Origin of the sequence: Proteus sp. G2626, assembly GCF_009915985.1 — a bacterium.
Lineage (GTDB): Bacteria > Pseudomonadota > Gammaproteobacteria > Enterobacterales > Enterobacteriaceae > Proteus > Proteus vulgaris.
Map to the genome: position 1 here is coordinate 117266 of NZ_JAABNH010000002.1, position 12464 is coordinate 129729.

Sequence of the window (12464 nt, forward strand, 5' to 3'; positions counted from 1 at the left end):
TGTATGTAATTATTAGTTAATTATTAGTTTTGTCACGAATCTTTCGTTCAAGTAATTCTCCTGTTTCAGGATGAAAATAACGGCTTGGCCAAATTTCAGAAGGAGCAACATTAAGATAATCAGCAATGATTTTTTCTCCTTTAGGCCAAGGGCGTGACAGTGCATTAGCGAGTGTTGAAGAGCTTAACCCTGCTTGACGAGAGATGGCAGCAAGTGTTGTTCCTCGTTTCCTAAGTGCGGCAATAATATCGGCAGGATGCCAATCAGATTTCCTTGAAATCATTTTTAATCCTTTTTCTATAAAATTAATTGCTGTGTTAGTGGTATAAATAACAGTTTATTAGAAATGTCTTAAAGCATTTAAACTGATTATTTAGAAAATAAAATAACATTATTTTTCTAAAAATATTTCTGATTTTTTTCTTAATAATTTCTTTTTTGAAGTTGATAACAATTTTAGAGAAACATAATGAAAAAAGAGTGGTATACGGCAAAGGAATTGACGGGTATAGGTGGATTACCTAAATCACCACAAGGTGTAAACGCAAAAGCTAAACGTGAATTTTGGCAAAAACAAAAGATAAAGAATAAGCAAGGTAGTGGTGTTGAATATCATTATTCTTGTTTACCAGATGAAACTCTAATTGCTCTGGAACTTTATGAACCATTAGCACATTACAAACTAAATAAAAAAGAGGAGCCACTCGTTATCTGGGTGAAAGCATTCCAACAACTAAATGATGGTGAACAAAAAACATTAACAGAGCTGATATTGCGGGAAGGTATTAGAAGTTTTTTAGAAAAAGTCGTCAATGATTAAACGATTTTAAAGAATCTATTATTGCGTTATCCGCAACAGATATCTATCTGATTAACCTCTTAGTTGAATGTGAGATGAGATCATGAAAAAAGAATGGTATACAGCGAAAGAATTAGTGGGGCTTGCGGGGTTACCTAACTCACCGCAGGGAGTTAACTTGATGGCTCGTCGTGAAGGCTGGGAAAACCGCCGTAAACGTGGCGTTCAAGGGAAAGCTGTAGAGTATTCAGTGAAAAGTTTGCCTGATGAGGTGATTGGTGTATTAGCCGCACATGAACCTCCTGCTGAGTATTTATCAAAGCGCCAGGATGCTTTTTTAATTTGGGTTGAGGCATATTATCAATTAACTAAATCAGAACGTGAAAAAATTGTGAAGTTCGTGCTTCGTGAAGGGCTAGCAAAACTCATTAGTTATATTGATGCCGATAATCAAGATGCCATTGAGCGAGAAAATGAAGAAGTGCTCAATAAATTAAAAAACCCACCAGAGTCGACATAGTCGCTCTGGCGGGCTTTACTGTACTATTAATGGGGTAGTGCCATTAGGATTACGATTGACGTTGTACAGCCACGTGAGCAAGCCCAATCAGCGCTTCTTTATAAGGTGAATCAGGTATAATAGATAAAGCTTCAATTGCTTTGTCTGCTTCTTCTTCTGCTTTTTGGCGGGTATATTCCAAAGAGCCACTTTGCTTCATGGTATTTAAAACGGTATCCAATAAATGGCGACCATTACCTTGCTCAATAGCTTGGCGAATTAACTGAGATTCTTCTTCATTACCGTTATGCATGGCATGGAGTAATGGCAACGTAGGTTTGCCCTCATCAAGATCATCGCCTGTGTTTTTACCCAACTGGTTATTGTCTGCATCATAATCAAGTAGATCGTCAATGAGCTGGAAAGCGGTCCCAAGGTAACGTCCATAGTCTTGGAATGCTTTTTCTTGCTCAGACGTTGCGCCAGCGAGGATTGCTGACGCATGAGATGCTGCTTCGAATAGGCGCGCTGTTTTGCTGTAGATAACTTGCATATAGTCATCTTCAGAAATGTTAGGATCGTTACAATTCATTAATTGTAAGACTTCACCTTCAGCGATCACATTGGTGGCGCTAGACATTAACTTTAATACACGCATTGAATCAAGATCCGTCATCATCTGAAAAGATCGTGTATAAATAAAGTCACCAACAAGTACACTTGCTGCATTTCCAAAGACGGCATTTGCCGTTTGTTTTCCTCTGCGCATATCAGATTCATCAACAACATCATCATGTAATAACGTTGCTGTATGAATAAACTCGATAAGCGCTGCGACCGAGATATGTTTGTCACCTTGATAGTCCAACGCTCGTCCAGTGAGCACGGCGATCATTGGTCGGATCCTTTTACCTCCACCACTAATGATGTAGTAACCAAGTTGGTTTATCAAAGAAACATCTGAATTAAGCTGGTAAAGGATTGCCTCATTTACCGCAGCCATATCAGCGGATGTTAGTTTTATAATAGATTCTAAATTCATGTTTTTTCGACTTTGGCTCGCCAATGAGCGCGTTATTATTAATAAAAAATGATCATGCCATAGATTTTACTCTCTTATAATTTAGATTGTACTTTAAAAATGGCTGAAATAAATATCGCATAAAAAACTCTTTTTTTTAACGCTAGTTTGCGATCTGTACTTGTCATCGGCACTAAATTTGCGTAGAATTCGCGCCCTATGTGAATATTTTAATTGTGCACTCAAATTATACATATTGGGAGTGTGCGGAAAGCGGAGTTTATATGTACGCGGTTTTCCAAAGTGGTGGTAAACAACACCGAGTCAGCGAAGGTCAAACTATTCGTTTAGAGAAACTTGAAGTAGCTACTGGCGAAACAATCGAGTTTGACACTGTAATGATGGTCGCTAATGGCGATGACATTCAAATTGGCGCTCCAATTCTTGCGGGCGTTAAAGTTAAAGCGGAAGTGGTTGCTCACGGTCGTGGCGAGAAAGTTAAGATTGTTAAGTTCCGTCGTCGTAAACATAGCCGTAAACAACAGGGCCACCGTCAGTGGTTTACTGATGTTAAAATCACTGGTATCGCTTAAGGTTTAGGAGAGTAGTTCAATGGCACATAAAAAGGCTGGCGGCTCGACTCGTAACGGTCGTGATTCCGAAGCAAAACGTCTGGGTGTTAAACGTTTCGGTGGTGAAGCTGTATTAGCAGGTAGCATCATCGTTCGTCAACGTGGTACTAAGTTCCATGCAGGTACTAACGTTGGTTGTGGTCGTGACCACACCCTGTTTGCATTAGCTGACGGAAAAATTAAGTTCGAAGTTAAAGGTCCAAACAACCGTAAATTTATCAGCATCGAAGCTGAATAATTACCGGTCCTTTAATCACCGAGTCAAAAGCCCTGCAAATCTGTTGCGGGGCTTTTTATATTTAAAAAAGGCCATCTCTGGGTAATTTCGGCCATCCAGCACGTTAATGGCTACTATACGGAGTAAAATCATGAAATTTGTTGATGAGGCCAAGATCCTGATCGTCGCGGGTGATGGTGGTAACGGCTGTGTGAGCTTTCGTCGCGAAAAATATATCCCTAATGGCGGACCAGACGGTGGTGATGGTGGTGATGGTGGTGACGTCTACATGATTGCAGACGAAAACCTAAATACCCTGATTGATTACCGTTTTACAAAATCTTATCGCGCTGAGCGTGGTGAAAATGGTCACAGCCGTGACTGCACAGGTAAGCGTGGTCAAGACATTACAATTAGTGTTCCGGTTGGAACGCGTGTCCGTGATTTAGCCACCAATGAAATCATTGCTGACTTAACTGTTCACGGCCAAAAACAGATGGTTGCTAAAGGCGGCTTTCACGGTTTAGGTAATACTCGCTTTAAATCTTCGGTTAACCGTGCTCCACGCCAACGTACTATGGGAACGCCGGGTGAATCTCGTGAAGTTCTCTTAGAGCTAATGTTATTAGCCGATGTTGGGATGTTAGGCATGCCGAATGCGGGTAAATCAACGTTTATTCGTGCAGTATCTGCGGCAAAACCTAAAGTTGCCGATTATCCTTTTACCACCTTAGTGCCGAGCTTAGGTGTGGTACGTATGGATAATCACCAAAGCTTTGTTGTTGCTGATATTCCTGGATTAATTGAAGGCGCTGCTGATGGTGCAGGTCTTGGGATCCAATTCTTAAAACATTTAGAACGCTGTCGTGTGTTATTGCACTTGATCGATATTGATCCTATTGACGGATCAGATCCTGTTGAGAATGCAAAAATTATTGTCTCTGAATTAGAGAAATACAGCGAAAAATTAGCACAAAAACCGCGTTGGTTAGTGTTCAATAAAGTGGATCTTCTTGATGCAGAAGAAGCAAAAGAGAAGGCAAAAGCGATTGTTGAAGCACTGGGTTGGGATGAAAACTATTACATGATAGCGGCTATCAACCAAGAAGGTGTGAAAAAACTTTGCTGGAACATCATGGAATTCTTGAACGTGACGCCACGTGAACAAGATTTAGTGGCGACAGTTACAGAGCCAGGAAAAGTTGACTTTATGTGGGATGATTATCACAAAGAACAGCTTGAAAATCCTGATTTCGAAGATGATGACGATGATGATTGGGATGAAGAAGATGATGATGGTATAGAGTTTATCTACCAACGTTAACTTTCATTCTTATCATGAAAAAATAAGAAAACGCCTGATTGATCAGGCGTTTTCTTTTATCTCAATATTGTAAATTTAACGGTTATTGTACATATCTTTATACAGATTAGTTTCAAAGCGTATTAAATAGGCTCGCCCTGCATTACGATTTTTCGTCGGTGGTGAATAGGATGAGACATACTGAACAAAAGCAACTTTTTGCCCATTTGCTGTTGTCATAAATCCAGCAAGATTATAAACCCCTTTTAATGAACCTGTTTTGGCAGAAACTTTGCCATCTACGCCTGCTTCATGAAAGCCACCACGATATTGTAATGTTCCATCATGCCCAGCAAGGGGAAGCATAGTCATAAAGTTGAGTTCATTATCATGTTGGCCAATATATTGAAGGACTTGCATCATTGTTGCCGGTGAAATGAGGTTATGACGTGAAAGGCCCGAACCATCAACCATGACTGTATTGCCTAAATCAATTCCTGCTTTTTGTTTTAAAATCGCGCGAGTTGCTTCTGCACCTGAACGCCATGTTCCGGCAACACCATAATATTCACGCCCAATGGTTCTAAATACAGTATCTGCAATCATATTGTCAGATTCTTTTAACATTGTCGTAAGTAAGTTATGTAAGGGTTTAGATTGTGTTTGCGCCAATACTGTAACGGGTGCTTTAACTTGAGAACGACGTTTTATATAACCATCAAGTTCAATATTGGATCTTTGTAATTCTTCTTTTAAAATCGTACCAGCCCAATGCGCACCGTCTTGAATTGAAAACATTAAAGGCACTGCATCGTCACGTTTAGGGATGCAACCTGTTATTACATAGGTATTTAAGTCACGGACAGTGACATCTAATTCACAAAAACGGGTGCGAGTGGAGCCTTTCTCATAAGTTTCAACTTCGCTTAAAACGGTGACAGGATAAAATGAAGCTTTGCGTATTGTGGCAATATCGCCATCTTTATTGCCACTTTGCAATAAGACAGAAAAACAGTTTTTATCAACAATTGCGGCACTAGGGGGGGCACTAAAACATTGAGTCATATCATTCCAAACCCAACCTGGCGCTTTGTCATGACTTGAAAAAGCAGATGTATCAATCAGTAAATCACCATGAACTTTAGTAATACCAGATTGTTTTAATACTGCGACCATTCCTCTTAACTGTTGGCGAGTTAATGTTGGATCACCACTGAAACGAAAGATCAAATCTCCGTTAAGTTGATCGTTTTTTATTTTACCTTCCGTCTCCATTGTCGTGGTAAATTGATAATCACCACCTAATTGAAGTAATGCGGCTAAGGCGGTAACAACTTTTTGAGTACTGGCAGGAAGCGCTAATTGATCTGCATGATAATTGAGGTTAGGAGACGTTGCGCCCACAGGTTGAGTAATCAAACCCACTTGTGTTCCTTCAGGGAGATGCTCAATGTAGTTTTCAACGGATATTGCTTGGGTTGAAAAACTGATGATACTTAATGTGTAAAGTATCCGTCGGAATGTTGATAATAAGCGCATAATTTCTCTGTCCGTGACTATAGCGTGATAACGTTACAGTATTGATTGCCAGAGACTAATACTAAAGGGCAATGAGGGCAAAAGTAAACGATATACCGAGTGATTACTGCATTATCAGAAAATATCTGTTTATTGATTTATAAAGAGAGATAAGGCGTGAAGCAATGCGTCTGTTGTGTTAGATTTAGTTTTAAGTATGGGGGAGCTAAAGTTTACTTCCCAACAACATGAATAAGGGAATAAACGTCTTTCCTAATTCACCGAATATATGTAGAGACAGGCCCAATTTAAGGTTGCCTGTGTCTTTTTTTGTCTTGAGAAGAGTAAATAGATCCTTTTCTCTGTGTTGTTAGTATAAAAAATCAGGATGATACCTATTTTTTATTAGGAATAGTATTGAGGTATTAACACATGAATCAGATCCCAATGACAGTTCTTGGTGCAGAAAAATTACGTGAAGAACTGGAGTATTTAAAAAATGTTCGTCGTCCCGAAATTATCGCTGCTATTGCAGAAGCACGCGAGCACGGAGACTTAAAAGAAAATGCAGAATATCATGCAGCAAGAGAGCAACAAGGTTTCTGTGAAGGACGAGTACAAGAAATTGAAGCTAAATTATCAAATGCTCAAGTTATTGATATTACTAAGATGAATAACAATGGTCGTATTATTTTTGGTTCAACAGTGACATTGTTAAACGTTGAAACTGAAGAAGAGCAGACTTACCGTATTGTGGGTGATGATGAAGCGAACATTAAAGCTAATTTAATTTCTGTAAATTCACCGATTGCGCGTGGATTAATTGGTAAAGAGTTAGATGATGTCGTGGTTATTACAACTCCGGGTGGGCAAGTTGAGTACGAAGTTTTAAACGTAGAATACATTTAATTTATAATTTTACGTTTCTATAGAAAACTAGTCTGCTATCCTGTGGTAATATAAAAAAGGCCTTAAAAGGCCTTTTTTGCCATAGAGTTAGTTATGGCATTTTTATATAAAGATACAAGTATTATTTCGGTAAAATAATCTTGCGTGCTTCTGAAGGACGATAAAGAACAAGAATTTTTCCGATTACTTGTACATTCTGTGCACCGCTTTCGCGTACAATCGCTGCCACGATCAAGTTTTTAACATCTCGATCTTCGCCTGCGATTTTGACTTTGATAAGCTCATGGTGTGCCAGAGCGAGTTCAATTTCTGCAAGAACGCCTTCAGTCAATCCGTTGTTACCAATCATAACGACGGGATTCAGGTGATGAGCGAGCCCTTTCAGGTGTTGAATTTGTTTTTTGTTAAGAGTCATCATTAATTTTTGCTTTGTTGGGATTGAAAACTCACTATTCTAACGCCATCTCTCACTTATCACCATAAAATGTCGTTACGACGAGGTTAAATGAGTGAAAGAGTAAAAATTTTGATAGCTAAGTGTATGATAGTTGGAAAACACAATGGCCAATAAGAAACGTTCGGCAAGCTCTAGCCGCTGGTTACAAGAACATTTTAGTGATAAATATGTTCAGCAAGCAAAGAAAAAAGGGTTTCGCTCTCGTGCTTGGTTTAAACTGGAAGAAATTCAGCAAAGTGACAATATTTTTAAACCAGGTATGACCGTTGTCGATTTAGGAGCTGCTCCTGGTGGGTGGTCTCAGTATGTTGTACAGCAATTAGGAAGCAAAGGTCGAATCATCGCATGTGACCTTTTACCTATGGATCCTATAGTCGGAGTCGATTTCCTTCAAGGCGATTTTCGTGATGAACTTGTGTTGAAGGCATTGCTTGATAGAGTAGGTGAAAATAAAGTCCAGGTTGTCATGTCTGACATGGCTCCAAACATGAGCGGCACACCCGCGGTCGATATCCCTCGATCCATGTATTTAGTAGAGTTAGCGCTTGATATGTGTCGTGATGTACTGGCTCCCGGGGGAAGTTTTATTGTCAAAGTGTTTCAGGGAGAAGGCTTTGATGAATACCTGGGGCAAATACGCTCCCTGTTTACGAAAGTGAAAGTTCGTAAACCAGACGCTTCGCGGTCTCGTTCTCGTGAGGTATATATTGTAGCCACAGGGCGTAAACTTTAGTACCCTAAAGCTATTTGTTAACACAGTTGTAATATGAGGTTAATCCCTTGAGTGACATGGCGAAAAACCTGATCCTCTGGCTAGTTATTGCAGTCGTTTTGATGTCATTATTCCAGAGCTTCGGACCCAGCGATTCGAATAGTCGTAAGGTGGATTACTCTACCTTTATCAATGAGTTAACTAATAACCAATTACGCGAGGTCAGCATAAGTGGTTATGATATTAATGTAACTAAAACAGATAACTCAAAGTACAGCACGTATATGCCTATGCGTGATGACAACCTGCTGACCACTTTAATGAACCGTAATGTAAAAGTAACGGGTGAACCACTTGAAGGCCAAAGTCTTCTGACTCAAATTTTTGTGTCTTGGTTCCCAATGCTATTACTTATTGGTCTTTGGATTTTCTTTATGCGCCAAATGCAAGGTGGTGGCGGTAAAGGTGCGATGTCTTTCGGTAAAAGTAAGGCTCGCATGTTGACAGAAGACCAAATCAAAACAACCTTTGCTGATGTTGCAGGTTGTGATGAAGCAAAAGAAGAAGTAAGCGAATTAGTTGAATATTTACGTGATCCAGGTCGTTTCCAGAAACTAGGGGGAAAAATCCCTAAAGGTATTCTGATGGTGGGGCCTCCTGGTACCGGTAAAACGTTATTAGCGAAAGCCATTGCAGGCGAAGCAAAAGTTCCATTCTTCACTATTTCAGGTTCTGATTTCGTTGAAATGTTTGTGGGTGTTGGTGCTTCTCGTGTTCGTGATATGTTCGAACAAGCTAAAAAAACTGCGCCTTGTATCATCTTTATCGATGAAATTGATGCCGTAGGACGTCAGCGTGGCGCAGGTTTAGGTGGTGGTCATGATGAACGTGAGCAAACACTGAACCAAATGCTTGTTGAAATGGATGGTTTTGAAGGAAATGAAGGGATTATCGTTATTGCGGCCACTAACCGCCCTGACGTTTTAGACCCAGCATTACTCCGTCCTGGCCGTTTCGACCGTCAAGTGGTTGTGGGTTTACCTGATGTACGTGGACGTGAGCAAATCTTGAAAGTCCATATGCGTCGTGTACCTTTATCGCCCGATGTTGATCCTGCCATTTTAGCACGTGGTACACCTGGTTTCTCTGGTGCAGACTTAGCTAACTTGGTTAATGAAGCTGCTTTATTCGCTGCTCGTGGCAATAAACGTGTTGTTTCAATGGTCGAGTTTGAAAAGGCTAAAGATAAGATAATGATGGGTGCTGAACGTCGTTCAATGGTGATGACGGAAGAACAAAAAGCATCAACAGCTTATCATGAGGCCGGTCATGCGATTATTGGACGTTTAGTACCAGAACATGATCCTGTGCATAAAGTGACGATTATTCCTCGAGGACGTGCATTAGGTGTGACTTTCTTCTTACCTGAAGGTGACCAAATTAGTGCAAGTCGTCAGAAATTAGAAAGCCAGATCTCAACACTGTATGGTGGGCGTTTAGCAGAAGAAATCATCTATGGTGTCGAGCATGTTTCTACAGGTGCATCTAACGACATTAAAGTAGCAACAAATATTGCACGTAACATGGTGACACAGTGGGGCTTCTCTGAAAAATTAGGGCCGTTGCTGTATGCAGAAGAAGATGGTGAAGTATTCTTAGGCCGTTCTGTTGCGAAAGCGCAACATATGTCTGATGAAACAGCTCGTACTATTGACGAAGAAATTAAAGCTATCGTTGATAGAAACTACGTTCGTGCACGTCAGATCTTAATGGATAACCTTGATATTCTTCACTCAATGAAAGATGCACTGATGACTTATGAAACTATCGATGCGCCTCAAATTGATGATTTAATGAATCGTCGCGATGTCCGTCCACCTGCAGGTTGGGAAGGCAGCAATGGCAATAGTAATGCAACAACTACTGCCCAGCCGACACAAACACATGTAGCGAATGAGCCAAAAGATAAGCCTGAGTCAGAAAGTGATACACCTTCTGATAAAAATACTCACTAATCCTTATCGGGTTATGCATATTGAGTAAGCTATAAATACAAACCCCAGGCTTCTGGGGTTTTTTTATGAAGGTATCAATGAAATGAAATTAATTGCTAGAGGAAGAGAGCTTAACTTATCAACACCTCAAGTTATGGGGATTTTGAATGTCACTCCAGATTCTTTTTCTGATGGTGGCACTCATAATTCACTTAATGATGCGGTTAACCACGCAGCAAAATTAATCGCTGATGGGGCTTCTATCATCGATATTGGTGGGGAATCAACAAGACCCGGCGCAAGTGATGTCTCTATTGATGAAGAATTACAGCGTGTTGTTCCTGTTGTTGAAGCTATTCGCCAGCGTTTTGATGTGTGGATTTCTGTTGATACATCTAAAGCTCAAGTAATGGCTGAATCGGCAAATGTAGGTGCTTCAATTATCAATGATATTCGCTCTTTACAAGAACCGGGAGCACTTGAAGCCGCGGCTAAAACAGGTTTACCTGTGTGTATTATGCATATGCAAGGCGATCCTAAAACCATGCAACAATCACCACATTATGAGAATGTGATGATAGATGTTGATCATTTTTTACGAGAAAATATCCAACGTTGTGTTGATGCTGGAATAGAAAAAAATCAAATTATTCTTGATCCGGGGTTCGGCTTTGGTAAAAATTTAGCGCATAATTACCAATTATTAGCACACTTAAGTGAACTTCATCACTTTGGTTTACCAATACTTGCCGGGATGTCACGCAAATCAATGGTTGGACAATTATTGAATGTACCACCACAAGAGCGTGTTGCTGGTAGCGTGGCCTGTGCTGTCATTGCTGCAATGCAAGGCGCACAAATTATTCGTGTACACGATGTTAAAGAGACAGTTGATGCGATGAAAGTCGTACAAGCGACTCTTTCTGCAAAGGAAAATAATGAATGAGCGAACGTAAATACTTTGGAACAGATGGTATCCGTGGAAAAGTAGGTGATAGTCCAATTACACCTGATTTTGTATTAAAACTGGGTTGGGCTGCGGGCAAAGTATTAGCACGTCATGGCTCTCGTAAAATCATTATTGGTAAAGACACACGAATTTCAGGTTATATGCTGGAATCTGCATTAGAAGCAGGTTTAGCTGCTGCTGGGTTATCGGCTTCATTTACAGGGCCAATGCCAACACCTGCGGTTGCTTATTTAACACGTACATTCCGTGCAGAAGCAGGGATCGTGATTTCGGCATCCCATAACCCTTATTACGATAATGGGATCAAATTCTTCTCTATTGACGGAACAAAATTACCCGATGAAGTTGAAGAAGCCATTGAAGCAGAAATGGAAAAACCGATCACTTGTGTAGAGTCAGCAGAGCTGGGGCGCGCGAATCGTATTGTTGATGCCGCTGGGCGTTACATTGAATTTTGTAAAGGCACGTTCCCTAACGAAAATAATTTGAATGGCTTAAAAGTGGTTGTTGATTGTGCACATGGTGCAACATACCACATTGCACCGAATGTATTTCGTGAATTAGGCGCGGAAGTGATTACGATTGGTTGTGAGCCAACTGGTATTAATATTAATGCTGAATGCGGTGCAACCGATGTCCGAATGTTGCAACAACGTGTGCTCGAAGAAGGTGCAGATGTTGGTTTAGCATTCGATGGTGATGGTGACCGTATCATTATGGTTGACCATCAAGGTTTAAAAGTAGATGGTGACCAAATTCTCTATATTATTGCGAGAGAAGCGCTACGCCAAGGTCAATTACGTGGTGGTGCCGTTGGTACATTAATGAGTAATATGGGATTGGAAATTGCTCTTAAACAACTGGGTATTCCTTTTGTACGTGCTAAAGTGGGTGACCGCTATGTGCTTGAAAAATTACAAGAGAAAGGTTGGCGTTTAGGTGCTGAAAACTCAGGTCATATTATCTTACTGGATAAAACGACTACCGGTGACGGTATTGTTGCAGGGCTACAAGTTTTAAGTGCAATGGTACGTAATCATATGAGCTTACATGATTTATGTAGTGGCATGAAACTATTACCACAAATTTTAGTGAATGTTCGCTTCACCGGGAATCATGATCCATTACAAACCCTTGAAGTTCAGAAAGTTGCCAAAGCAGTTGAAGATGAACTCGCAGGTAAAGGGCGCGTGCTGTTACGTAAATCAGGCACAGAACCTTTAATTCGAGTAATGGTCGAAGGTGAAAATGAAGAGCAAGTTACGGCGATGGCAAATCGTATTGCTGATGCCGTGAAGCACGTAGGTTAATTGATGATTTTTTCTTCAATCAATCACTTTGTAGAAAAATAACCTTGCTTGTCAGTTCAGCTTTGGTTAGTATTCACACCCGCTTAGTAAGGTCTTGAACTAAAGCGGGTGAAGCAATCGAAG

General features: G+C 40.4%; 14 protein-coding genes. 10 read left to right on the forward strand and 4 right to left on the reverse strand.

Features of this window, described 5'->3' with window-relative positions; all coding sequences use genetic code 11:
• Nucleotides 1-16 precede the first annotated feature (16 nt).
• Nucleotides 17-283 carry a helix-turn-helix domain-containing protein gene (locus GWJ05_RS00850; RefSeq protein ID WP_036939382.1) on the reverse strand — a complete coding sequence of 89 codons (267 nt, stop codon included), beginning with the start codon at nt 281-283 and terminating at the stop codon, nt 17-19.
• A 186-nt stretch (nt 284-469) separates the two neighbouring features.
• Between GWJ05_RS00850 and GWJ05_RS00855 the strand changes: the two genes are divergently transcribed.
• The gene (locus tag GWJ05_RS00855) at nt 470-820 is read left to right on the forward strand and encodes a DNA-binding protein (RefSeq protein WP_036939379.1); all 351 of its coding nucleotides are present in this window, start codon (nt 470-472) and stop codon (nt 818-820) included.
• An 82-nt stretch (nt 821-902) separates the two neighbouring features.
• A complete protein-coding gene (locus GWJ05_RS00860; RefSeq protein ID WP_036939375.1) occupies nt 903-1319 on the forward strand; it encodes a DNA-binding protein in 417 nt (138 codons plus the stop codon).
• 49 nt (nt 1320-1368) lie between these two features.
• Here GWJ05_RS00860 and ispB read toward each other — a convergent pair whose 3' ends face one another.
• Nucleotides 1369-2340 (reverse strand): octaprenyl diphosphate synthase, encoded by a 972-nt coding sequence (gene ispB / locus GWJ05_RS00865; protein ID WP_036939373.1) that lies wholly within the window; start codon nt 2338-2340, stop codon nt 1369-1371.
• A gap of 263 nt (nt 2341-2603) precedes the next feature.
• Between ispB and rplU the strand changes: the two genes are divergently transcribed.
• From rplU to cgtA, 3 genes are all read left to right on the forward strand, one after another.
• Nucleotides 2604-2912 carry a 50S ribosomal protein L21 gene (rplU, locus tag GWJ05_RS00870; RefSeq protein WP_036939370.1) on the forward strand — a complete coding sequence of 103 codons (309 nt, stop codon included), beginning with the start codon at nt 2604-2606 and terminating at the stop codon, nt 2910-2912.
• A gap of 19 nt (nt 2913-2931) precedes the next feature.
• Nucleotides 2932-3189 (forward strand): 50S ribosomal protein L27, encoded by a 258-nt coding sequence (rpmA, locus tag GWJ05_RS00875; protein ID WP_006535706.1) that lies wholly within the window; start codon nt 2932-2934, stop codon nt 3187-3189.
• Between the two features lie 130 nt (nt 3190-3319).
• Nucleotides 3320-4492 (forward strand): Obg family GTPase CgtA, encoded by a 1173-nt coding sequence (cgtA, locus tag GWJ05_RS00880; RefSeq protein ID WP_036939367.1) that lies wholly within the window; start codon nt 3320-3322, stop codon nt 4490-4492.
• Nucleotides 4493-4567: 75 nt separating this feature from the next.
• Here cgtA and dacB read toward each other — a convergent pair whose 3' ends face one another.
• The gene (gene dacB, locus GWJ05_RS00885; RefSeq protein ID WP_036939365.1) at nt 4568-6010 is read right to left on the reverse strand and encodes a serine-type D-Ala-D-Ala carboxypeptidase; all 1443 of its coding nucleotides are present in this window, start codon (nt 6008-6010) and stop codon (nt 4568-4570) included.
• A 411-nt stretch (nt 6011-6421) separates the two neighbouring features.
• Here dacB and greA point away from each other — a divergent pair, with 411 nt between their 5' ends.
• Nucleotides 6422-6898 (forward strand): transcription elongation factor GreA, encoded by a 477-nt coding sequence (gene greA, locus GWJ05_RS00890; protein ID WP_036939362.1) that lies wholly within the window; start codon nt 6422-6424, stop codon nt 6896-6898.
• A gap of 121 nt (nt 6899-7019) precedes the next feature.
• On the opposite strand, the gene yhbY is transcribed toward greA, so the two are convergent.
• Complete coding sequence (gene yhbY, locus GWJ05_RS00895; protein WP_036914752.1) at nt 7020-7313, reverse strand: ribosome assembly RNA-binding protein YhbY; 294 nt, start codon at nt 7311-7313, stop codon at nt 7020-7022.
• 145 nt (nt 7314-7458) lie between these two features.
• Between yhbY and rlmE the strand changes: the two genes are divergently transcribed.
• From rlmE to glmM, 4 genes are all read left to right on the forward strand, one after another.
• Nucleotides 7459-8088, forward strand: coding sequence for a 23S rRNA (uridine(2552)-2'-O)-methyltransferase RlmE (gene rlmE, locus GWJ05_RS00900; protein WP_036939360.1), 630 nt, complete (start codon nt 7459-7461; stop codon nt 8086-8088).
• Nucleotides 8089-8135: 47 nt separating this feature from the next.
• A complete protein-coding gene (gene ftsH, locus GWJ05_RS00905; RefSeq protein WP_087803768.1) occupies nt 8136-10082 on the forward strand; it encodes an ATP-dependent zinc metalloprotease FtsH in 1947 nt (648 codons plus the stop codon).
• Between the two features lie 82 nt (nt 10083-10164).
• Nucleotides 10165-11007, forward strand: coding sequence for a dihydropteroate synthase (folP, locus tag GWJ05_RS00910; RefSeq protein WP_036939356.1), 843 nt, complete (start codon nt 10165-10167; stop codon nt 11005-11007).
• Entirely contained in the window at nt 11004-12341 is a 1338-nt protein-coding gene (gene glmM / locus GWJ05_RS00915; RefSeq protein ID WP_161680886.1) for a phosphoglucosamine mutase, read from the forward strand. Before folP ends, glmM begins: the two co-directional genes overlap by 4 nt.
• The last annotated feature ends 123 nt before the right edge of the window (nt 12342-12464 follow it).

Excerpts from the sequence above, each read along its gene's own strand:
- greA (WP_036939362.1), top strand. The coding sequence starts at position 6,422 with ATGAATCAGATCCCAATGACAGTTCTTGGTGCAGAAAAATTACGTGAA.
- GWJ05_RS00850 (WP_036939382.1), bottom strand. The coding sequence starts at position 283 with ATGATTTCAAGGAAATCTGATTGGCATCCTGCCGATATTATTGCCGCA.
- folP (WP_036939356.1), top strand. The coding sequence starts at position 10,165 with ATGAAATTAATTGCTAGAGGAAGAGAGCTTAACTTATCAACACCTCAA.
- GWJ05_RS00855 (WP_036939379.1), top strand. The coding sequence starts at position 470 with ATGAAAAAAGAGTGGTATACGGCAAAGGAATTGACGGGTATAGGTGGA.
- rpmA (WP_006535706.1), top strand. The coding sequence starts at position 2,932 with ATGGCACATAAAAAGGCTGGCGGCTCGACTCGTAACGGTCGTGATTCC.
- GWJ05_RS00860 (WP_036939375.1), top strand. The coding sequence starts at position 903 with ATGAAAAAAGAATGGTATACAGCGAAAGAATTAGTGGGGCTTGCGGGG.
- rlmE (WP_036939360.1), top strand. The coding sequence starts at position 7,459 with ATGGCCAATAAGAAACGTTCGGCAAGCTCTAGCCGCTGGTTACAAGAA.
- glmM (WP_161680886.1), top strand. The coding sequence starts at position 11,004 with ATGAGCGAACGTAAATACTTTGGAACAGATGGTATCCGTGGAAAAGTA.
- yhbY (WP_036914752.1), bottom strand. The coding sequence starts at position 7,313 with ATGACTCTTAACAAAAAACAAATTCAACACCTGAAAGGGCTCGCTCAT.
- dacB (WP_036939365.1), bottom strand. The coding sequence starts at position 6,010 with ATGCGCTTATTATCAACATTCCGACGGATACTTTACACATTAAGTATC.
- rplU (WP_036939370.1), top strand. The coding sequence starts at position 2,604 with ATGTACGCGGTTTTCCAAAGTGGTGGTAAACAACACCGAGTCAGCGAA.
- cgtA (WP_036939367.1), top strand. The coding sequence starts at position 3,320 with ATGAAATTTGTTGATGAGGCCAAGATCCTGATCGTCGCGGGTGATGGT.
- ispB (WP_036939373.1), bottom strand. The coding sequence starts at position 2,340 with ATGAATTTAGAATCTATTATAAAACTAACATCCGCTGATATGGCTGCG.